Raw genomic sequence first — 23,440 nt, 5'->3', positions numbered from 1 at the left:
GAAAACAGAAAAATCATCATAAGGAACTTCCTGATAATATTTATCGGAGTTCTGTATGATGATTTTGTTATGTTATAGGAAATTACTCCGTAATGTTCCTATAACATAACTTTTGCTTTCTGATGAAATCAGATGTTTAACAGGTCACTGTATACTTTCAGTGCTCCGTCAGTGTCATGTGCAAGAACACGTTTTGCAAGGACTTTACCAAGCTGAACACCTTCCTGGTCGAAGCTGTTTAAGTTCCATACGAATCCCTGGAACATGATCTTGTTCTCGAAGTGAGCAAGTAATGCACCCAGAGATGCAGGTGTAAGTTCTTCACCTGTGATGATGCTGGAAGGACGTCCGCCCTTGAAGTTCTTGTTCAGGTTCTCATCTTTTTTACCGCATGCAAATGCTACGATCTGAGCAGCAACGTTTGCACAGAGTTTCTGCTGGCTTGTGCTGTTCTCGATATCTACGTCTACACCAAGCTGGCTCTTCTTAAAGCCGATGAACTGAAGCGGAACGATGTCAGTTCCCTGATGTAATAACTGATAGAAGGAATGCTGTCCGTTTGTACCTGGTTCACCGAAGATAACAGGTCCTGTTACATAGTCTACAGGTTCACCGAAACGGTTTACGGATTTACCATTGGATTCCATATCACACTGCTGTAAGTGTGCAGGGAAACGGCTTAATGCCTGAGAGTATGGGAGAACTGCTGTAGCAGGATATCCCTGTACGTTTCTCTCATAAACACCGATCAGTGCATCCAGCATATCCGGGTTCTCAAGGATATTTTTGTTTGTAGCAAGCTTGTCCTCGGCAGCAGCTCCATCGAGGATCTGTGCAAATACTTCAGGACCGAAAGCAAGAGAAAGGATCGCACCGCCTACACCGGAAACAGAAGAGTAACGTCCGCCGATATAGTCATCCATAAAGATTGCTGTAAGATAATCTTCGCTCTTTGCCAGAGGTGATGTCTCGCTTGTTACGGCAAGCATATGTTTGGATGGGTTTAATCCTGCTTTAACCAGAGCATTCTTTACGAAGGCTTCATTTGTCAGTGTTTCAAGAGTTGTACCGGATTTGGATACAACGATGAACAGAGCATGAGCAAGGTCTACGGAAGCAAGAACAGCAGCTGCGTCATCAGGATCTACGTTGCTGATAAATTTAGCTTCCATCTTGGATGTGTTGTTTGCTTTAGCCCAATTCTCAAGAGCAATATATAATGCACGAGGACCTAAATCACTTCCACCGATACCGATCTGTACAACAGTTGTGAATTTCTCGCCGTTTTCGTTAGTAATCTCACCTGCGTGAACTTTATTTGCGAAGTCTGCGGCTTTCTTCTGCTGTGCAACGTAGAATTCACGTTTGTTGACACCATCAACTACTACGTCTTCGCCAAGCTGTGTACGTGCAAGGTGATGAAGAACCATACGTTTCTCTCCTGTGTTGATCACAGCACCGTTGTATAATTCCTGGAATTTGTCAATAAGCTCAGCCTCATCTGCCAGTTTTGCAAGTGCATCCAGAACTGTTTCATCAACCTGTTTTGCAGCGTAGTTGTAAGTTAAGCCGGCTGCCATCGGTGTGCTGTATTTCTTTACACGTTCAGCACCTTTCTCGCCTGCCATGGCATCTGCAATATTTACATGACCTTTCAGTTCGGCAAGTTTGCTGTAGGAAGCAAGAGTGTCGAGATTTTTCCATGTTGCCATAATGATATTCCTCCTTTAAGTGACTGCAGCTGTATGGCCACAGTTATTAACTATAATTATACTGAATAATTGTTCTAATTTCAATGCACGAATGTATGGGATTCAGAGATATTTCGGCACTGCTGCGCGAAAATTTTGTGAATATTTCTCCGTCCCGCTTTCGTTACTGTTCACACACCACTGTCCCGCGAGGTGTTTTGGCATGAATATGCCAAAATCCCGAGACATACAAGCCAAAATTCCATTGCCGCAGGCAATCTGGAATGAATTTTGGCTACGTTACTGTGAACGGAGTGAACAGTAACCCGCTTTCCTGACAGCACAACTGTAAGATCAGTATATATTTGCAATAAGACCGGCAAAATGATATTATGTATAAAGTTACAGGCAGACAGTAATTTTACAGGGAGATAATTAAAAATGGAATTTTGGGATATTTATGATGAAAATAAGAAACCGACAGGACGCACAATGAAAAGAAATGACTGGTGTCTGAAGGACGGGGAGTATCACCTGACCGTACTTGGTGTCGTCGGCAGACCAGATGGTACATTCTTGATTACCAAACGTGTGATGACCAAGGCATGGGCTCCCGGCTGGTGGGAAGTATCAGGGGGTGCAGCCCAGGCAGGTGAGGAATCCTGCGAGGCTGTCCTTCGTGAAGTAAAAGAAGAAACAGGACTGGATGTACGAAATGCGGAAGGCGGATATCTGTTTACTTATAAGAGAGAGAATCCGGGTGAGGGAGATAACTACTTCGTGGATGTGTACCGTTTTGTCATGGATATTGATGAGAGTGACCTGCACCTGCAGACAGAGGAAACAGACGGATATATGTTTGCCACTGTTGATGAGATCAAAGCCTTTGCAGCAGAAGGGAAATTCCTGCATTATGACAGTATAAAAAAGGCGTTTGAGATGTAAGGTATGGGTATAACAGTAATGGAAGCACAAAATAAAAACCATCATACAGGAATGATTTGACCTGTATGGTGGCTTTTTTGGCAATTGCAGAAAGCCTTTTTCAGACACGCTCTAAGATTATTTCATGGCGTTTCTGATTGCAGCCAGCAGTTCGTCATATTCTTCGTATGCCGGGATCTCCGGATAATCTGCCTTGATCTTGTCTGTACTGCGGAAGAGAAATCCTGCCTTGCTTGCCTGGATCATACCCAGGTCATTGTAGGAATCACCGCTTGCAATGGTATCGAATCCGATAGACTGTAAAGATTTTACAGTAGTTAACTTGGATTGTTCCACTCTCATCTTAAAGCCTGTGATCTCACCGTTGTCTGCAACTTCAAGAGTGTTGCAGAATAAGGTAGGTCTGCCAAGCTTCTCCATGAGCGGTGCTGCAAACTGTGTGAAAGTATCGCTGATCAGAATTACCTGAGAGAAAGAACGAAGTTCATCCAGGAATTCCTTTGCGCCCGGAAGCGGATCAATTTTTGCAATCACATCCTGGATCTCTTTCAGTCCGAGACCATGCTCTTTCAGAATACCAAGTCTCCAGTTCATCAGCTTATCATAGTCCGGTTCATCACGTGTGGTTTTCTTCAGCTCCGGGATTCCGCTTGCTTCTGCAAATGCGATCCAGATTTCAGGTACCAGTACGCCCTCTACGTCAAGACATGTAATATACATAATAGAAATCCTCCTTTGTGTAAAACCTCTTTATTTTTGAAAATCCTTTAATGCTTTATTTAGTGAAATCATTCTAACATATTCTGAGAGTCCTTGCAAATTTAATTTTTGGTTACTGTTCATTGGTAATATCCCGCGAGGTGTTTTTTGTGAGCGAAGGTCACCTACAGAACTTGCCACTGGCAGCTTCTTACGGATGCTTGGCAACAGAAAACCCGAGATATACCGCACGAATTTATGCGATTAGCATAAATTAAGTTTGCGAAGCGTGTTACTGAGAACGGAGTGAACAGTAACAATTTTTGAGTAGTTCAAAAGGAGAAATAAAAACGAGTATTGACATAAAAAAACTAAAGCCATATAATAGTTAGGCAACTAATGGATAGCAACCTAACTATTATATGGCTTTGCAATAGTATGGGTACTGATTTTAGGAGGTGCGGCGAGATAGACGAGGAAATGAAACAGAAGCTGAATGAGATGCATGTAGGCAGGCTGATACATATTTTATCCCATACAATGAAACGGCATAATCCGGCAGAGGTGATGGAGAATGACGATCTGACGACCATGCAGAAGCATGTGCTGAAATTTATCCTTCTGGAAACCATGCACAGAGATCTCTATCAGAAAGATATTGAAGAGGAATTCCAGATCAGGAAACCTACAGTGACAGGGATCCTGAAGCTGATGGAGAAGAACGGTTACATTTACAGAGAGAGTGCGAAACAGGATGCACGCCTGAAACAGATCATTCCCACAGAGAAAGCAGAGAAGATCCGTCCTGCAATCTTAAAGAGTATTGAAGAAGGCGAAGCCAAAATGCTACGGGGAATTCCGAAGGAGGATGTGGAACTGTGCAAACAGGTTCTCTGGCAGATGTATGAAAACCGGAAAAAATCCTGCGATAGCAGGAATGATTTTTAACAGAAATAACGAGACATAAGGAGGACATTGACAAAGATGAATAAGAAACTTTTACGTTCAGTCCGGGAATACAAGAAGCAGTCTGTACTGGCTCCGATCCTTGTAATCCTGGAAGTACTGATGGAAGTTCTGATTCCTCTGGAGATGGCGAAGATTATCGACGTAGGTATTGCAAACGGAGATATGAGCTATATCATCCAGCGTGGAGTCATCCTTGTTGCAATGGCAATGCTTTCCCTGTTCTTCGGCGTACAGGCCGGAAATATGGCGGCAGTTGCAGCAGCAGGATATGCGAAGAATTTACGACACGATATTTTTTATAAGGTGCAGGATTTTTCCTTTAAAAATATCGACCACTTTTCAACATCAGGTCTGGTCACACGACTGACCACTGATATCACAAATGTACAGCAGGCATACATGATGAGTATTCGCCTTCTTGCCAGGGCACCGTTTATGATCATCCTGTCATGGATTATGACACTGACGATCAACAAACCGATCGCAGTGCTTTTCCTGATAGTTGTTCCTGTCCTTGGCGGTACACTAATCTTTATTGCGAAAAAGGCACATCCGCATTTCATCAAGGTCTTTGATGAATATGACAACCTGAACAATTCCGTTCAGGAGAATGTAAATGCCTCACGTGTAGTTAAGGCTTTCGTAAGAGAGGACTATGAGATTGAGAAATTCCATGGAATTTCCAGATATGTTTATAATCTGTTTACTAAAGCAGAGAAAATCGTTGCATGGAACTCACCGGTTATGATGTTTGTCATGTATACTGTAATCATTATCATTGTTGCAATTGGCGGAAGAGGTATTGTTCTCGGTGGCATGGAAACCGGTGAGCTGACAAGTATCATTGTCTACGCACTTCAGATTCTCATGTCCCTGAACATGGTAACTTTCGTGTTTGTTATGATCATGATAGCAGAAGCATCCACAGACCGTATTGTAGAGGTTCTGGATGAAGTTCCTGAGATGCAGGATAAAGCTGATGCAGTAAAGAATGTGGCAGATGGTTCCATTGACTTTAATCATGTAGATTTCAGCTATGCAGGAGAGGGAGGAAATCTTTCCCTGAAGGATGTAAATCTTCATATTAAATCCGGTCAGACAGTAGGTATCATCGGCGGAACCGGAAGTGCAAAGTCTACCCTGGTGCAGCTGATCCCCAGACTCTATGATGTCACAAAGGGTAATGTCCAGGTGGGAGGCGTGGATGTACGCAACTACAATCTGGAAGTACTTCGTGACCAGGTTTCCATGGTACTTCAAAAAAATGTGCTGTTCTCAGGAAGCATCTATGACAATATTCGCTGGGGTGATGAACATGCCAGTGAGGAAGAAGTTCGGAGGGTCTGTAAGCTGGCCCAGGCAGATGGATTCGTCAGTGAGTTCCCGGATGGTTACGATACAATGATCGTTCAGGGCGGTAACAACGTATCCGGCGGTCAGAAGCAGCGTCTGTGTATTGCAAGGGCTCTTCTCAAGAAACCGAAGATCCTGATCCTGGATGACTCTACCAGTGCAGTAGATACAAGAACAGATGCCCTGATACGTAAGGCTTTCCGCGAGGAGATCCCGAACACAACAAAGATTATTATCGCACAGCGAGTTTCTTCTATTGAAGATGCAGATCAGATCATCGTACTGGATGACGGTAAGATCGCAGGTGTGGGTACTTCAGAAGAACTGCTGAAGACAAATGATATTTACAGAGAAGTATATGAATCACAGGTCAAAGGAGGCGGAGACGATGAATAAGAAGAAAAAATTAGATCAGAACACCATCCAAACTGCCAAAAGACTTCTGAAATATATGACAGGAACCCATAAGATACAGTTTATCATCGTATTTATCTGCATCTTTATCAGTTCCGCAGCAAGTATTGCAGTATCCCTGTCCCTGAAATTTCTGCTGGATGACTTTATCATCCCGCTGATCGGACAGACAGATCCGAACTTTGCAGAACTCTATAAGGCACTTGCAGTCCTTGGCTGTATTTTTGCACTTGGTGTGATTGCCACATTTATTTATACCCGAATGATGGTTTATATCGGTCAGGGTGTGCTTAAAAGTGTCCGTGATGATATGTTCGAGCATATGCAGACTCTTCCGATCCGCTATTTCGACCAGAATACAAACGGATCTGTCATGAGCCTCTATACCAACGATACAGATACCCTGCGACAGATGATCAGCCAGGCGATCCCGCAGGCGCTGATGGCGCTGTTTACGATCGTGGTTACCTTTATTTCCATGTTATTGTTAAGTCCGCTGCTTACAATTCTGGCAGTTGTGATTATTTTTATTATGCTGAAGGTTACCAGTAAGATTGGTTCCAACAGTGGCAAATATTTCATCCGTCAGCAGGTATCTCTGGCAGATGTGACCGGTTTCGTGGAAGAACGAATGAATGGTCAGCGTGTGGTAAAAGTTTTCAACCACGAAGATAAATCAAAAGAAGAATTCGACAAACTCAACGAAGCACTCTTCGAGAGTTCTGCAAACGCCAATAAATACGGAAACATGATGGGACCTGTGATCGGTAACATCGGTAACCTGCAGTTCGTACTGACAGCAGTACTTGGGGGACTTCTCTCTGTAACAGGTGTGGGCGGCATCACCCTCGGTGTTATGGCTTCCTATTTACAGTTCACCAAGAGCTTTACCCAGCCATTCATGCAGGTGGCACAGCAGTTTAATGCCATTGTTATGGCACTTGCAGGTGCAGAACGTATCTTCAGGCTCATTGACGAGAAGCCGGAAGAGGATGAAGGTTACGTAGAACTTGTTAATGCAAGAAAGGATGCCAACGGCAATATCACAGAATGCAAAGAGAGAACGGGCATGTGGGCATGGAAACATCCACATTCTGCAGATGGTTCCGTTACTTATACAGAACTGACAGGAGATGTCCGATTCGAAGATGTTACATTCGGATATAACCCGGACAAAGTTATTCTGAAAGACATCAGCCTCTTCGCCAAGCCGGGACAGAAACTTGCTTTCGTAGGTTCCACAGGTGCAGGAAAGACAACGATCACAAATCTGATCAACCGTTTCTATGATATTCAGGAAGGTAAAATCCGTTACGATGGAATCAACATTACCAAGATTAAGAAGGATGACCTGAGACGTTCTCTGGGAATCGTACTTCAGGATACTCACCTGTTTACAGGAACTATTAAAGAAAACATCCGCTACGGTAAACTGGATGCTACAGATGAGGAAGTATACGAGGCAGCAAGACTGGCTCATGCAGACCAGTTTATCAAAATGCTTCCAAAAGGATATGATACCATGTTAAGCGGAGACGGTGAGGAACTGTCCCAGGGACAGCGCCAGCTTCTCTCCATTGCAAGAGCAGCAGTAGCCAATCCGCCTGTACTGATCCTGGATGAAGCAACCTCAAGTATTGATACCCGTACAGAGAGTATTGTACAAAAAGGTATGGATAACCTGATGAAAGGCCGTACTGTATTTGTGATCGCCCATCGACTTTCAACCATCAGAAACAGCGATGCCATCATCGTACTGGATCATGGAAAGATCATTGAAAGAGGCGACCATGAAGACCTCATTAAGTTAAAAGGAACTTATTATCAGCTTTATACTGGTAAGCTGGAATTGTCATAAGGAACTATCAGAAAGACTGCAATTATTTCAGAACATGAATAATTGTGGTCTTTCTTTGCGGGCGTTGCGTTTTCTGCGTTATAATGCTATGATCGTACAGGTATGTGGATCACAGATGATGAAGTTCCGGTTTAAGAATAAAAAAGAAAAATTATGCAGCAGCAAGGGAGAGATATACGATGGTAAAGATAGATCTGATCACTGGTTTTCTTGGTTCAGGGAAGACGACGTTTATCAGGAAGTATGCGCAGTATCTGATGGATGCTGGTAATAATATTGGAATTCTGGAGAATGATTACGGGGCTGTGAATGTGGATATGATGTTGCTTCAGGATCTGATGGGAGAGAACTGTGAGCTGGAGATGATCTCAGGAGGGTGTGATAAGGACTGCCACAGGAGGAGATTTAAGACGAAACTGATTGCTATGGGTATGTGCGGTTATGATCGTGTGATCGTGGAGCCGTCTGGGATTTTTGATGTGGATGAGTTCTTTGATATTCTTCATGAGGAGCCGTTAAATCGTTGGTATCAGATTGGGAATGTGATTGCAATTGTGGATTCTAAGCTGGAGCGTGATCTGTCAGAGGAGGCGGATTTCATTCTGGCTTCTGAGGTGGCAGATGCCGGATGCATTGTGATGAGCAAGAGCCAGGACGCATCACCCGAGGACATCCAGGGTACGATTGAGCATGTGAATCAGGCATTGGAGAAGGTTCATTGCAGCAGGAGATTTCATTGTGAAATGAATGGTGTGGATACTGCTAATGTTATCCACAAGAATTGGGATGAGATGTCGAAAGAGGACTTTGACCGGATTGCATCCTGTGGATATGTGATGGCAAGCTACAGGAAACCGGAGTTTGAGGCAGAGGATGCCTTTACTTCTCTGTACTTTATGAATGTGAAGATGACTGAGAAGGAGCTTCGGGAAGCGGCTGAGAAGATTCTGTCTGATCCTGAATGTGGGCGTGTGTTCCGAATGAAGGGATTTATGAGAGTAGACAGTGACAGCGAAGACGGTTCTGGACTATCTGCATGGGCAGAGTGCGATAGACGGCAGTGGATTGAATTAAATGCTACGAAGAATGAAATTACAATCCGACCGCTTCATGTAGGACAGGAGGTCCTGATCGTGATTGGGGAAGAACTGCAGGAGGAGAAAATTAAATCCTATTTGAAAATCTGAGATTTAAATTTACAAAAAGGGCACTTGAAAAATCAGGTGCCCCATTGTATAATCTACTTAGAAGATGACCGGAAGCGTGTTCCGGTTGCCCTCGGTATAATTAATGAGTAAAGAAATTAAGCATCCAACTTTGGGCGGTGGGATGCTTATTTCTTTTTATGTTGATCTATGTAAGTCAATGCCGTAAAAATTACTAACAATAAAGTAAGGACTTCCATTGTGTTCATCGGGCATCACCCTCCTTTCGTGAAACTGGAGGGCAGGGGTCGAAACTTCGCATCCGGGTCTGTTCAATTATACTTGTTCAGTATAACGTGAAAAATAGAAGATATCAAGTACTTTACGTTCTATATTATTAAAAACAAAACAGGGTATGAAGTTCATCGTAATCTGATGAAACTTCATACCCTGTTCATTTATTTTTATGGAGTTTTGTAACCGTAAGGATTATTTGGTAAACAGATCAACCAGATCCTGGCCGTCTTCGTAGCCCTGGCTCTTCAGCTCGTTTACGAACCATTCGTCTACACCGTCTACAGCTTTCTTGAAGGAATCGATATCCATATCAGCTTTCTCTGTGAAGGTTACGCCGTTTTTGGATTCCCAGCGTTCTTTAATCTCATTGTCACTGGAACGGTTGATGTAACGTTCGTATTCAACTGCCTTCTGACCACATTCATCAACAACTGCCTGCTGTTCTGGTGTGAGGCCGTCGTAGATATCCTGATTGATGCAGAAGAACAGACAGTCATAAATTGCATCCCACATGGAGCAGTAAGGCTGAACCTCCTGAACGCTTGCTGCGTCGATAGCAGGAAGCGGATTTTCCTCACCTTCAACAGTGTTCTGCTGAAGTGCTGTGTAAGTCTCTGACCAGTTCATGTTGGTGGCATCAGCGCCCCATCTCTTGTAGCATTCCATCAGAAGGTTGGAACCTGCTACACGAACCTTCAGATTCTTCATATCATCTACAGATTTAATCTCACGTTTGCTGTTAGTCAGTTCACGGAAACCGTTTTCTGCGATACCCATGCAGTGGAGTCCGTACTCACCCAGGATTTCCTTCAGCTTCGCACCTGCTTCGCCGTCGAATTTCGCATCTGCATCATCGTAAGAATCATAGACAAATGGAAGAGAAACAACGTTGAAACGTGGATCAAATGCAGAGTAGATCAGGTTGGAGTGCATGGAGATCTGAACCGGGTCCCCATTCATCAGAGCCTGGATGCCTTCGGACTGGTTGCCGTTTGTAAGCTGGTCAGCTGCGTAAATGTTGACTTTAACTTTGCCGCCTGTAGCTTTTTCCATCAGTTCACCGAACTTACGTCCGCCGTCAGCCCAGGTACTTGTCTCAGTAGTGGAGCATGCAAAGTTCCAGGTTGTTTCCGGCCAGTCCAGATCACTGTAATCTTCCACTGTGTTGAAGGAATCCTTTGTGAAAAGGTCAACCAGATCCTGGGCATCGTCATAGCCCTGGCTCTTCAGTTCGTTTACAAACCAGTCATCGATACCGTCAACTGCTTCTTTGAAGGAGTCGATGTCCATATCTTCTTTTTCTGTGATTGTTACACCGTTCTGGCTTGCCCAGCGTTCTTTGATCTCGTCATCTCCGGAACGGTTGATGTAACGCTCATATTCAACTGCTTTCTGTCCTGCCTCGTCAACTACTTCCTGCTGTTGTGGTGTGAGACTGTTGTAGATGTTTTCGTTGATACAGAAGAACAGGCAGTCATAAATTGCATCCCACATAGAGCAGTAAGGCTGAACCTCCTGAACACTTGCAGCGTCGATAGCGGGAAGCGGATTCTCCTGACCTTCTACTGTGTTCTGCTGAAGTGCTGTGTAAGTTTCAGACCAGTTCATGTTTGTGGCATCAGCGCCCCATCTCTTGTAGCATTCCATCAGAAGGTTGGAGCCTGCTACACGAACCTTCAGGTTCTTCATATCGTCTACAGATTTAATCTCATGTTTGCTGTTTGTGATTTCGCGGAAACCGTTTTCTGCAATACCCATGCAGTGGAGTCCGTACTCACTGAGGATTTCTTTCAGCTTTGCACCTGCTTCGCCATCGAATTTCGCATCTGCATCGTCGTAAGAATCATAGACGAACGGAAGAGAAACAACGTTGAAACGTGGATCAAATGCAGAGTAGATCAGGTTGGAGTGCATGGAGATCTGAACCGGGTCCCCATTCATCAGAGCCTGAATACCTTCGGACTGGTTGCCGTTTGTAAGCTGGTCAGCAGCGTAAATGTTGACTTTGACTTTGCCGCCTGTGGCTTTTTCCATCAGTTCACCGAACTTACGTCCGCCATCAGCCCATGTACTTGTCTCAGTAGTGGAGCATGCGAAGTTCCAGGTCATTTCCGGCCAGTCAAGGTCGCTGTAATCTGCGATTGTGTCAAAGGAGTTATTGCCGTCTCCTGCCTCCTTGGAAGCTGTGTCAGAGGAAGCGGAGGACTGATCACCTGTGTAGGAGCCTTCTTTTGCAAGAGCTTTCGGAAGGAAAGTGGAGGTGATCGGGATGTATGTAACGATCAGAAGAACTGCAACGCAGGCTGCGATCATTGGCACAACTGCCCTTGAGATCTCCTGCAGAGTAACTTCCAGACCTTTTTTGATCTTGATGCTGATTGCTACGAAGAGGTTTACGCCTACAGGAGGAGTTACCTGTCCGATTGCAAGGTTTACAGTTGCCATAACACCGAATGCTACTATATCGTATCCAAGAGCCTTACATACAGGAAGCATGATCGGGATGAAGATGTACATAGCAGAGTTTGCATCGATGAAGCATCCTGCGATCAGGAAGATGATATTTACGATCAGCAGGAAGGTAAACTGATTGTGTGCGATGCTTCCAAGTAAATTGGAGGCTGCATCTGCAATACCGAATTTGGTACATACAAACGAGAACAGGGAGGCACTTGCTACGATGAGCATGATACCGCCGGTTGTCTTTGCTGAGTCTACCAGGATGTCAAACATATCGCGGATGGAAACTTCGCGGTAGATGACCATACCTACGAAGAGTCCGTATACAACGGATACGGCTGCTGCTTCTGTTGGTGTGAAGATACCGCCGTAGATACCGCCCAGAATGATGACCGGCATCAGGAATCCCCAGAAAGCATCTTTAAAAGCGTCCCAGCGTTCTTTGCCTGAGGCTTTTTCTCTGGATGGTTTGATGTTGTGTTTCTTTGCTTCCAGCATTACTACGATTACCAGTGCCACGCCCATAAGAAGACCTGGTACGATACCTGCCATGAACATATCTGCGATGGATGTGCCTGTGATGGAGGCATATACAACGAAGGCGATACTTGGCGGGATGACAATGGCGATGGAGCTTGAGGTTGCCATCAGTGCTGTGGAGAATGGTGCGGAGAAACCGCCCTGTTCTACCATTGCAGGGATCAGTACGGCGCCAAGAGCTGCAACAGTTGCAGGGCCGGAACCGGAGATGGCGCCGAAGAAGCAGGCTACGATAACACATACGATGGCGATACCGCCTTTTTTGTGTCCTACGCAGGTATCAACGAATTTGATCAGTCGTTTGGAGATACCGGCTTTTGCCATGATGTTTCCTGACAGTACGAAGAATGGGATTGCCAGGAGCAGGAATTTGCTGATTCCTGAGTACATGTTGGTTGCTACGATCGTCAGGGATGTACCGGAGTAGAGGATTGCGCATACGGAGGAAAGTCCGAGGCAGATTCCGATGGGTACACCCAGGATCAGGAATATGAAGAAGGAGATAAATAAGATTGCACTGATCATTTATTTGCCCTCCTTTTTGTCTGTTGTGATTGTGTTCATGTTACTTTTTGTGCTGTTGTCGGTATTTTTGGCGCTGTCGGTTTTGCAGCAGAAGTCCAGACAGAATTCAATGAAGTGAAGGATCATGCATGCTGCACCGATGGGTACGAAGGACCAGAAGATCCATTCAGGCCAGTTTAATACGAAGGTTCTTTTTCCATTCTGAAGCTGAGTGATTACCTTGTCCATTCCGTATTTGAAAAGGATGACGCTAAAGATGATGCTCAGGACTGTGATCAGAATTACGGATGGTTTCTTCAGTTTCTTTGGAAGACGGTCTGTGACCAGTGTCAGGCTGACCAGTTCTCCTTCGCGGCAGGCCAGTGCGGCTGCCAGCAGGGTGATGAGTACGAATACCGCTACTACAAGTTCTTCTGTGAAGGACCAGGAACGGTGGATGACTTTACGGGAAAATACGTTTCCCACAGTCAGCACCAGGATCAGCAGTGTGGAGATCACAAGGACGATCTTTTCTACTGCAGCCAGTGCGTTCATGATTTTTTTGTAGATTTTCATGCTCTCTACTCCTCTCAAAAAATTTGCTGCTGTTTTTCGGAATTTGGAGCAGATTCAAGGCAGATGGAATGTAATGGTTATAATATGTAATTAGTTACATTTTTCATCTGTGGTGAATTCTGTTGTCTGCGAAAAACAGAAGTAGTGTTTCGGTTTCAGATCGACAGCCTGGAAAAGAAAGTATGTCTCGTGTGTCAGGGCTTTTTTATGTTATAGGAATATTATGGAGTAATTTCCTATAACATAAAAAAAGTCCGCCCCACGCAGGGACGGACATATGATATTCCGTAACCACCCTGTTTCACCTTTGAAACAAGTACGATTCTGCAACGTACCGATATACGCGGCTCCTGTAACGGGGGGCGGCCGGGGAAGCTTACTGTGAATACGGCAATATCTGTGATGGCTGTATTCAAGGGTTCGGCTTTCCTTCTCGGGGATGATATTCGAAACAGGTCTGTCACTGCATTTCACCGGACTGCAGTTCTCTGAGGACAGGGGGGACTGTTTTTACTGGTTCCCTTCGTTGAATTTATGCGTTATAGGTTTAGCTGTTTAAAAAGCTAAAGCAATTTTAACGCTGTTTGTTTTGAAAGTCAAGAGGTTTTTGTAAGTATTTGGGGGAAGTTTGTTGGTGTGGGGCGTACACAGACAATAAGGGACGCGCGAAGCAGCATCTCTCTGCAGGTTCAGTTCCGGGGGCTAAGTAACTCTAAGGTGGGGGAAATCCGCTAAAAGCATGAAGAAAAATGCAAAACTCGCTCCGTCGCAGACTCCGCTCAGACAGGTTGCTATTTTTCTTCATAACGCGGATTTCCCCCACCTAAGAGTTACTAAGCCCCCTCCAGATTCACCTGCAGAGAGATGCTGCTTCACGCTGGCTATTGGCTGTGTAAGAGAAAATGGATGAGGTGGTGGGAGCGGAGGGGTCAAGTGAAAAGAATCAGTTGTTACTCTTGACAATTGAATGATTTTCTGCGTATATTGTAAAAAATAAAATATTAAATATTGGATAAGTAAAATTATGAAAATAAATGAGTAAAAGCTACAAAGATGAGCAGAAAGAGGTAAAGATCATGGATTTAAAGAATTATTCAACAGGGGTACAGCATATCGGGATTCCGACAAATGACATTGATAAAACTGTGGAGTTTTATCATAAGCTGGGATTTGAGACGGCGTTTGAGACTGTGAATGAGGAAGCGAATGAGAAGGTTGTTTTTCTGAAGCTGGGAACTTTGGTTGTGGAGACTTATGAGAATCATGCGGCGAAGATGGAGCATGGGGCGATTGATCATGTTGCGCTTGATGTGAGAGACATTGAGGAGATTTTCCAGTATATTAATGAAGCTGGTTTAAACTCCACACAGGATACCATTCATTTCCTGCCATTCTGGGAAAATGGTGTAAAATTCTTTACCATTGAGGGTCCGAATAAGGAGAAAGTGGAATTCAGTCAGTATCTGTAAAACAGAAAAAGTTACGGAATATACCTACATAATAAAATTCCGAACATAATAAAATGAAGCAGTAAAGCCGATACATTGACTGGAAACAGTGTGTCGGCTTTTTCACTGTTCGAAATAGACTGTAGCAGTAAAAACCGGGAAAAATAAAGGGGCATTAAAGGGAAAAGAGAGATGAAAAATTTAAAGAAGTGGTATATTAATCTGTCGATACAGAGAAAAATTCTGTATTGTACGTTAGGGGTAGCATTGGTTGTTCTGTTGGCTGCCAGTGTTTCGCAGTATATGTCTGCATCTTCAATTGTGACAGAACAGACAAGGAAGCAGTCTGCGGGAGTGGTGAACGAGTTGTCGGTGAATTTGGATCATTATTTTGATATGGTGAGGAATTCATTTGAGTATATTGCAAATAACAGTACGGTTCAGGAGGAATTGGAGTCTGATGAACCATATAAATCGGATGGCACAGAGCTGTATTCCTATTATTCAAGATCAGGGCAGATCAGAAGGCTGCTTTTGCAGGGATATACAAGTATTTATATGAAGGATATCCAGCTGTATGGTTATAACGGAGCAAATCATCTGCTGGCAAATAATCGTGAGATTCATGAAAAGACCGCTCAGATATCCTGTGAACTGGCGGAGCAGGCAAAAGGACGCTGTATTTATTATAATGCTTCTGAGGAAGGCCTGATGTATATGGCAAAGCAGATCAAAGATTCTCTGACTATGAAGCCAGTGGGAATATTGAGAGCATCTATTAAGCTGAGCTATCTGAAAAAAATGACGATCACAGCCAGAGATTCTTTGGCTGCACATATTTTTCTTCTGGACAATGACAAAAATGTTCTGATAGAGAGTGCAGAGAATGATGCGACAATCAGTGACAGAAGCTGGATAGAAAAAATATCAGGCAACACAGGAGAATTTCTGTTTACTGCAGATGGACAGGGTTATGACTGTGTATATCAGAGAAGTTCTGACACAGGACTTACAGTTGTAGGAATGATCCCTATGAGTTTCTTGCAGAAAACAGCCAGAGGATTACAGAAAACGACAATCATGCTTATTCTGGCAAGTTTGATGTTGTGTATTTTTCTTGCTAATATTCTGGCAAAGGGAATCGCTGGTCCGATCAAGCGTACAAGTAAAGCAATGCAGCAGTTTGCGGAGGGTGACTTTTCTGTCCGTCTTCCGGAAGGAAGAAGGGATGAGATTGGAACCATGAATTCTGTTTTCAACCAGACGATAGAGAAAATAGAGCAGCTGATAAAACAGGTTGTGGAGATGGAAACAGTTAACAAAGATATTGAATTCCAGGCTTTGCAGGCACAGATCAATCCGCATTTTCTTTATAATGTACTGGATACGATCAACTGGATGGCGCGAAAGAAGGGCGAGGATAATATTTGTCATATGGTTACTTCTATCAGCAGTCTGATGCGTGCAAGTATCAGTAATAAAAGAAGTATGGTTTATATTCGTGAGGAAATAAAATATGTACAGGATTATCTTTACATACAGGAAACCAGATATGGAGATAAATTTACATCTTATATTGAAGTGGATGAGAGATTAAATGAATTAGAGATTCCGAAGATGACTATTCAGACACTGGTGGAAAATGCGGTAGTTCATGGTGTGGAAAATGCGACATGGGACTGTTTCCTTTATGTTTCAGGAGAAATTACAGATGGAATGGCAGTATTTACAGTAAAGGATGATGGAGTTGGAATGTCACAGGAGCAGTTGGAGAAATTGATGGGGACAGAGGAAGAGCCAGATCATGAAGCAGAGCGGACACATACCCATCTGGGAGTATATGCGGTGAGAAAGAGACTGGATTATGTATATCAGAACAAAGCAAGGATGAGCATTATATCAGAACCGGGGAAGGGAACACAGGTAATACTGGAAATCCCGATGAACGGTAATGTCGGAGTTACCTACAGGAAATGTGATGAACCTGTTAATGAAAATAACAAAAAAAGGGGAGACGAGAGATAATGGAATTGCAGGTAATGATATTAGATGATGAATATATTATTCTGGATGGTTTATGTTCGTTTCCATGGAGCGATTATGGATACCGTATATCCGCAACTGCAAGGAACGGATTGGAAGGGCTGGAGAAACTGGAGCAGGCGAAACCGGATCTGATCCTTACAGATGTGAAGATGCCGGGAATGGATGGACTGGATTTTGCAGAAAAAGCACATGAGATTTATCCCAATGCGGTTATAGTGATACTGACAGGATATGACAGTTTTGCCTACGCTCAGAAAGCAATCAGCATTGGTGTGGAAGAATATCTTCTCAAACCGGTGGACTATGATGAGTTAAAGGCAATGGCTGCCCGGATTGCAGGGGAAATTCATGCAAGGAAGGAAAAACAGCAGGAAATCCGGGATCTGAAGAAATATTTCAACAGGTCAGTTCCGCAGCTGAGATCCAAATTTGCGGGAAATCTTCTGTATGGAAGAATCCAGGGAAAAGGAGTTGTAAAAGAGCAGGCAGAATCTCTGAATCTGACAATAGAGAAATATATTGTGTGTGTAGGGCGAAAAGTTGTTGGAGAAAATAAAATCCATACAGGAGATAAATGGATAGAGGAATTTGCATGCATCAATATTTTTGAGGAAATTTTTAATGATTTTGGAATTCATGTTTTGAGCGATTATAATACAGCAACTGCAGAATATAATTTTATTCTTTTGTTTGAAAAGGAAGAAGAAAACGCAGTATGTATGGAAAAAGCATTGCAGGCATGCAGTAAGATACAGGTAGAAGTAGAACGGTATCTGAAAGCACATATGAATTTTGGATTGAGCGATGTAGAAGTGGACGAATATCAGGCAAATGCACAGTACCGTAAGGCACAGACAGCATGCAGGCAATGTGTTTATCTGGGTACGAATATCATACTCAGATACGAAGATCTGCAATATAAAAAACAGACAGACTTTGTGATTACTTCCGGTGAAAAAACACATTTTATGATGACTTTGTTTCAGGACAGTTTTGAGAAAGCGGAGGATGAACTTCATCAGATATTTCGAAACGCACCGGAAGATGTATCTCCGGTGAAATTTGCAGCAATGGATTTACTTTTGGGATGTATGAAATTTCCATATATCTGTGCAGTTGACAGTGAAATTCATAATAAAAACTGGAATCTTTCTGTGCTTCAGGATGGAATAAAAAGAATCTGTCAGTGCGAGAACACAGAAGAGGTGTTGAATTGTCTGCTGAATCTGTTTGGAACGCTGATTAAACAGAATACAGAAGGAACTGATGAACGGAACCGGAAACTGGTTCAGAGTGTTCTTTCTTACATTGAGAAGAATTATTCAGGAGATTTATCTATGGATGATCTGACTGAGAAATTCCATGTAAGCAGAACCTATATCAGCCGCCTTCTTAAGAAATATGCCGGAAAGAGTTTTCTGGAATATCTGACAGATGTCCGGTTCCAACAGGTGGAGAAACTGATTGCAGATAATAAATATAAACAATATGAAATCGCAGAAATGGTAGGATACAAAGACTTTGGATATTACATAAAAGTATTCAAAAAGCGTTACGGTATTACACCCAATGAATTCAGGAAATATATATAAACAGCGAGGTTAACTGTATCAGGTAAGTCATTTAATCGAATCAGACAAGTAGCGAGGCGGATGATTTTATCTGCCTGACGATAGAACAGGAGATTTGTGCACAGTATAAAATTTGTGCACAAATCTCCTATTTTTACTTTTATTTCCAATTGTTTATAAAAGGCAAAAAGACTAAAATAAAATCATCAAGAACGAGGAAACACAAATTAAAAGGAGGAAACAAGTAAATGAGGAAAATGAAAAAAGTGTTATCACTTGCCATGACGGCAGCTATGACAGCCAGTCTTCTGACAGGCATGGGAGCAGTTACAGCTTCTGCGAAGAAATCGGACGATGGAAAAAGAACGAAGATTACTGCTTTATTAAAAGGTACAGAGTCTACAGAACAGTATAAGACATTTGATTATCTTCTTAAAAATTTCTGTGATGAAAAAGGTCTGGATTATGAAATTGAACTTGTAAACGATATGCAGGATTATTTTACAAAACTCCAGATGTATATTAACAGTGATACACTTCCGGATATTTTTGGATGCCCGAACGGAACACTTTCTAAAGCATGCAAAGATATTGATGCACTGGTTAATGTGGGAGATGAACTTGAAAGAAACGGATATGATGAGAAATTAAATGGTGCGATCAGAGATTTCCTTACAGATGCAGACGACGGAAATATGTATCTCTTCCCACAGGGATTGTACTGTGAGTATTTTATGTACAGAAAAGATATCTTTGAAAAAGCAGGAATCAAAGATGCTCCGACAACATGGGAAGAATTTGAAGAAGATTGCCAGAAAATTGCAGATCAGGGCGAGATTCCGGTTATTGTGGGAGGTTCTGATGCATGGCAGCTGATGAGATATCTTTCTTTCTCACCATGGAGAGTAACTGGTTCTGAATTTATTGAGGGTTATCAGGCTGGAACAGATTCTTTCAGTGACAATGAGTCTGCAAAATATGCAGTAAATCTTCTTTCTGATCTTGGAACAAAAGGTTATTTTGAACCAGGATTTGCAAGTGTAGATTTTACCTCTGCATGTAACTTATTCTTTGGTGGTTCCGGTGCAATCTTCTATACAGGCTCCGGACAGATCAGCCTTGCAGAAGAAATGTATGACAATGGTGAACTTGGATTCTTCCCTGTGCCGGATACAGAAGGAATGGACAATATGTCTACTAACGTACCAGTTCATGCAGGTTTTGCGGAAGGATTTAATAAGGCAACATATGATGATACAATGCAGGAATTCTTCGATTATATGTGCGAAAACTTTACAGATGCATGCTACAATCAGGCACAGGTTTTCTCACCGTTTAATGAAGAACTTCCGGAAGGACTGCCACAGCTTTACTATGATACACAGCCAATGTTTGAAGATGCAGAAACAGCATGGACTTCCTGGGATGATAAACTGGATTCAGATGTAATGACTAAAATTGTTGATGAACAGCAGCAGCTTGCTCAGGGAATCATAAAACCGGATGAATTTATTAAGACCTGTGATTCTCTGGTAAAGAAATAAAAAAATTTAAGCAGTAGTCTGGAGACTGGCAAAATTTTTGTCAGTCTCTTTGAAAGAAAAGACATAAAACAATTTGATTTTCGGAAAGGAGGGAGCCTCGTGCAGAAAGCATTTGGAAAAAAATCAGTAATTTTCTTATTTATTTTTCCGGCATTTCTTATCTATACGGCATTTGTAATCGTGTCCATTGTATGGGCCGGATATTACAGCTTCTTTGACTGGAGCGGTGTTGGTGAAAAGGTATTTGTAGGCTTCAAAAATTACATTGAACTTCTTACACAGGATGATGTTTTCAGATCTACTGTATGGCATACACTGATTTATACAGTGATCAATGTTGCAATTCAGGTATTTGGAGGTTTATTATTTGCGATTCTCCTCAGTCGTATTAAAAAAGGAAGAGTTGCTTTACAGACTCTGTATTATATTCCGGTAGTTATCTCTTCTGTAGCGATTTGCCAGATTTTTACAAAGTTATTATCAGTAACTCCAACCGGTATTGTGAATCAGGTATTATCATTCATCGATCCATCTCTGAAACTGATGGAGTGGATTTCCAATCCTCAGATTTCACTGTATGTAACAGCTTTTGTAGAAGCATATAAATACCTGGGACTGTATATGGTTATCTTTTATGCAGCACTGATCGGTGTTCCGGATGAACTGGGAGAAGCAGCACTGATCGATGGAGCATCAACATGGCAGGAATATCTTTATGTAAGAATTCCTTATATTAAACCGGTTATCATTGCAAACTGTCTGCTGGTACTGAATGGTTCTCTGAGATCTTTCGAGTTCTCTTATCTGTTAACACATGGAGGACCGGGAAATGCTTCTGAACTGATGACAACTTATATGTATAAACAGGCGTTCAGCAGTATGAAATATGGTTACGGAAGTTCTGTAGCGATCATGATCGTAATCATCTGTATGGTAGTTGGAATGTTATTCCGTAAATTCACAGGAGGAGGGGATGACGAATGAAAAAGAAAAAACCAACCATTCCGAGCATCATTAAATGGGTTATAGCATTAATCCTTGTTGTGATGCAGGTTTATCCTTTCTTCTATGTATTTACTTCAAGCTTTAAGTCACTGGATGATTTCAGACAGTTACCGGCATATGCACTCCCGTCAAAATGGGTGCTGACAAACTTTATCAATGTTTTTACAAAAAGCCATATGCTGACTTATTTTAAAAACAGTATCATTGTTTTGATCGGTGTATTGATTCCTCTGCTTTTATTTGCATTGATGGCTGGATTTGCATTAAGCAAAATCAAATTCAAAGGCAGAAAATTTGTCCTTAATTATTTCCTTCTTGGATTGATGCTTCCTATGCAGGTTGCACTGATTCCATTGTTTACTATTTTTAATAAGATGGGACTGATCAATACATACCCGGCAATTATTTTGCCACAGATTGCTTTTTCACTGTCTTATTCCATTCAGCTGTTTTATTCATTCAGCAAATTCTTCCCTGAAGAAATGCTGGAAGCAGCGATCATTGATGGATGTTCACCGATAGGATGTTTCTTTAAGATGGTGGTTCCGATGTCACTGAACTCTATTATCACAGTAGCAACCATGCAGGCAGTATTCTGCTGGAATGAGTATATTAATGCTTATACATTTACCAGATCTACAGATATGAAAACCATTACACTTGGTTTAAATGACTTCGTAGGAAGCATGGGACTGACAGACTGGGGTGGTACATTTGCAGCCATCACTGTAACAGTACTTCCGGTATTTATTTTCTACTTCTTCAGCAGCAAGAAGATGCTGGCAGGTATGACAGCAGGTGCAGTAAAAGGTTGATAATATGCAAGAATTACCTGATAACAGTAGTTTGATTTATGAGTAAATAACAGGCTTGCCGGAAAAGTACAAGCAGGCCTGTAAAGTGAAATAAAGTATAAAAAAGGAGATTAAGACTATGCAGAAATTATACTATCAGTTCCCGGGAACATGGTTTGGCGATTGCATGCCATTTGGACATGGAGATAAATTCTATTTATATCATCAGAGAGATACCAGAAAACCGGGACCATTTGGAGAACCATTTGGCTGGGATCTGGCAACAACTTCTGATTTTGTACATTACGAAGATAAAGGCGTGGCAATTCCGAGAGGAACAGATGAAGAGCAGGATCAGTTTATCTTTGCAGGAAGTGTTTTCGAGGCAGAAGGACAGTATCATATTTTCTATACAGGTTATAACCGTGATTATCCGGCACTTGGAAAACCATCTCAGGTTCTGATGCATGCATACAGCGATGATCTTGTAACATGGCACAAAACTCAGGATGCACTTACCTTCACTCCACAGGAAGGCTATGACCCGGATGACTGGAGAGATCCATGGGTGATCCGCGACGAGGAAAATGATCAGTATCTGCTGATCCTTGGCGCAAGATTACAGGGACCAAAGACAAGACAGACAGGAAGAACTGTTAAATTCACATCCAAAGACCTGAAAAACTGGAAATTTGAAGGAGATTTCTGGGCACCGGATCTCTATACTATGCATGAGATGCCAGACTTATTTAAGATTGGTGACTGGTGGTATCACATTGTGACAGAATACAGTGACAGAAGCAAAATGGTATACCGTATGAGCAAGAGTCTGGAAGGTCCATGGATTGCACCGAAAGATGATGCATTTGACGGCAGAGCTTATTATGCAGGACGTACTTTTGAACTGAACGGACAGAGAATCCTCTTTGGCTGGGTTGCTACCAAGGATCAGGATGATGATGACAATAACTTCATCTGGGCAGGAACATTTATGGCACATGAGGTTTATCAGAGAGAAGACGGAACTCTTGGTGTAAGAATTCCGGAAACTGTATGGAATGCATTTGATAAAGAAGAAAAGACAGAAGATTTTGTAATTGATACTCCAACTAAGAGTACAGAAAAAGTAGTTGCAAAAGACACAGGAGATATCTTCAAATTCGAAGCAGATGTGGAATTCACAGAAGGAACCAGAACTTTCGGTGTGAGATTCTATGAAGATGAGGATAAAGCTGAGTCTTACCAGTTCGTATTTAATGTAACAGAAGACAGATATGTATTTGAGAAAAAACCAAACTGGCCATGGCCTGCAAACCAGAATATCGGACTGGAGAGACCGCTGGAGCTGGTACCTGGTAAGAAATATAATATCAAAATGATCGTAGATGATACAATTGCTACAATCTATGTAGACGGTGTTGCATTAAATGCAAGAGCATATAAACGTCCGGGAGAAAGCCTGTCACTCTTTGCTTCTGAAGGAAGCCTGAAAGTAACTAACTGCAAGGTTACAACCGGATTAAAGAAATAGAGACAGACAGCAATTTAATCGATAAACCGCGGAGCAGTGATTCGGTGTAG

The 23,440-nt window shown here is 42.5% G+C and carries 16 protein-coding genes; 12 read left to right on the top strand and 4 right to left on the bottom strand.

Annotated features, from left to right (window positions below):
- Positions 1-128 precede the first annotated feature (128 nt).
- The gene (locus tag LJE11_RS08610) at positions 129-1,712 is read right to left on the bottom strand and encodes a glucose-6-phosphate isomerase (protein ID WP_008705267.1); all 1,584 of its coding nucleotides are present in this window, start codon (positions 1,710-1,712) and stop codon (positions 129-131) included.
- A gap of 420 nt (positions 1,713-2,132) precedes the next feature.
- Here LJE11_RS08610 and LJE11_RS08605 point away from each other — a divergent pair, with 420 nt between their 5' ends.
- Positions 2,133-2,636, top strand: a complete 504-nt coding sequence (locus LJE11_RS08605) for an NUDIX hydrolase (RefSeq protein WP_008705266.1) — start codon at positions 2,133-2,135, stop codon at positions 2,634-2,636.
- A gap of 117 nt (positions 2,637-2,753) precedes the next feature.
- On the opposite strand, the gene thrH is transcribed toward LJE11_RS08605, so the two are convergent.
- Entirely contained in the window at positions 2,754-3,356 is a 603-nt protein-coding gene (gene thrH, locus LJE11_RS08600; protein ID WP_227295829.1) for a bifunctional phosphoserine phosphatase/homoserine phosphotransferase ThrH, read from the bottom strand.
- Between the two features lie 459 nt (positions 3,357-3,815).
- On the opposite strand from thrH, the gene LJE11_RS08595 reads away from it, so the two are divergent.
- The 4 genes from LJE11_RS08595 to LJE11_RS08580 all read left to right on the top strand — a co-directional run bounded on the left by LJE11_RS08595 (position 3,816) and on the right by LJE11_RS08580 (position 9,116).
- Positions 3,816-4,283 (top strand): MarR family winged helix-turn-helix transcriptional regulator, encoded by a 468-nt coding sequence (locus tag LJE11_RS08595; RefSeq protein WP_081018880.1) that lies wholly within the window; start codon positions 3,816-3,818, stop codon positions 4,281-4,283.
- Between the two features lie 36 nt (positions 4,284-4,319).
- On the top strand, positions 4,320-6,053 hold the full coding sequence (locus LJE11_RS08590) for an ABC transporter ATP-binding protein (protein ID WP_008705262.1): 1,734 nt from the start codon (positions 4,320-4,322) through the stop codon (positions 6,051-6,053).
- Entirely contained in the window at positions 6,046-7,929 is a 1,884-nt protein-coding gene (locus LJE11_RS08585; RefSeq protein ID WP_008705260.1) for an ABC transporter ATP-binding protein, read from the top strand. The genes LJE11_RS08590 and LJE11_RS08585 overlap by 8 nt, the downstream gene beginning before the upstream one ends.
- Before the next feature lie 179 nt (positions 7,930-8,108).
- Positions 8,109-9,116 carry a GTP-binding protein gene (locus LJE11_RS08580; protein WP_227295827.1) on the top strand — a complete coding sequence of 336 codons (1,008 nt, stop codon included), beginning with the start codon at positions 8,109-8,111 and terminating at the stop codon, positions 9,114-9,116.
- A 447-nt stretch (positions 9,117-9,563) separates the two neighbouring features.
- Here LJE11_RS08580 and LJE11_RS08575 read toward each other — a convergent pair whose 3' ends face one another.
- Positions 9,564-12,896: a TRAP transporter large permease subunit gene (locus LJE11_RS08575; protein ID WP_227295826.1), complete on the bottom strand. Its 3,333-nt coding sequence runs from the start codon at positions 12,894-12,896 to the stop codon at positions 9,564-9,566.
- Positions 12,897-13,451 (bottom strand): TRAP transporter small permease, encoded by a 555-nt coding sequence (locus LJE11_RS08570; protein ID WP_227295824.1) that lies wholly within the window; start codon positions 13,449-13,451, stop codon positions 12,897-12,899.
- A 1,076-nt stretch (positions 13,452-14,527) separates the two neighbouring features.
- Here LJE11_RS08570 and LJE11_RS08565 point away from each other — a divergent pair.
- The 7 genes from LJE11_RS08565 to LJE11_RS08535 all read left to right on the top strand — a co-directional run bounded on the left by LJE11_RS08565 (position 14,528) and on the right by LJE11_RS08535 (position 23,390).
- Positions 14,528-14,920: a VOC family protein gene (locus tag LJE11_RS08565; protein WP_020993212.1), complete on the top strand. Its 393-nt coding sequence runs from the start codon at positions 14,528-14,530 to the stop codon at positions 14,918-14,920.
- Between the two features lie 171 nt (positions 14,921-15,091).
- Positions 15,092-16,924: a cache domain-containing sensor histidine kinase gene (locus tag LJE11_RS08560; protein WP_227295822.1), complete on the top strand. Its 1,833-nt coding sequence runs from the start codon at positions 15,092-15,094 to the stop codon at positions 16,922-16,924.
- Positions 16,924-18,537 carry a response regulator transcription factor gene (locus LJE11_RS08555; protein WP_008705249.1) on the top strand — a complete coding sequence of 538 codons (1,614 nt, stop codon included), beginning with the start codon at positions 16,924-16,926 and terminating at the stop codon, positions 18,535-18,537. Before LJE11_RS08560 ends, LJE11_RS08555 begins: the two co-directional genes overlap by 1 nt.
- 227 nt (positions 18,538-18,764) lie before the next feature.
- Entirely contained in the window at positions 18,765-20,060 is a 1,296-nt protein-coding gene (locus LJE11_RS08550; protein WP_161233710.1) for an ABC transporter substrate-binding protein, read from the top strand.
- A 99-nt stretch (positions 20,061-20,159) separates the two neighbouring features.
- Complete coding sequence (locus tag LJE11_RS08545) at positions 20,160-21,044, top strand: carbohydrate ABC transporter permease (protein WP_008705245.1); 885 nt, start codon at positions 20,160-20,162, stop codon at positions 21,042-21,044.
- On the top strand, positions 21,041-21,880 hold the full coding sequence (locus LJE11_RS08540) for a carbohydrate ABC transporter permease (protein ID WP_008705243.1): 840 nt from the start codon (positions 21,041-21,043) through the stop codon (positions 21,878-21,880). The genes LJE11_RS08545 and LJE11_RS08540 overlap by 4 nt, the downstream gene beginning before the upstream one ends.
- A gap of 118 nt (positions 21,881-21,998) precedes the next feature.
- Complete coding sequence (locus LJE11_RS08535; protein ID WP_008705242.1) at positions 21,999-23,390, top strand: GH32 C-terminal domain-containing protein; 1,392 nt, start codon at positions 21,999-22,001, stop codon at positions 23,388-23,390.
- Positions 23,391-23,440 lie beyond the last annotated feature (50 nt).

Source organism: Blautia sp. DFI.1.216 (genome assembly GCF_020594215.1).
Classification (GTDB): domain Bacteria; phylum Bacillota; class Clostridia; order Lachnospirales; family Lachnospiraceae; genus Blautia_A; species Blautia_A wexlerae.
This window is presented reverse-complemented; position numbering and strand designations above follow the sequence as displayed.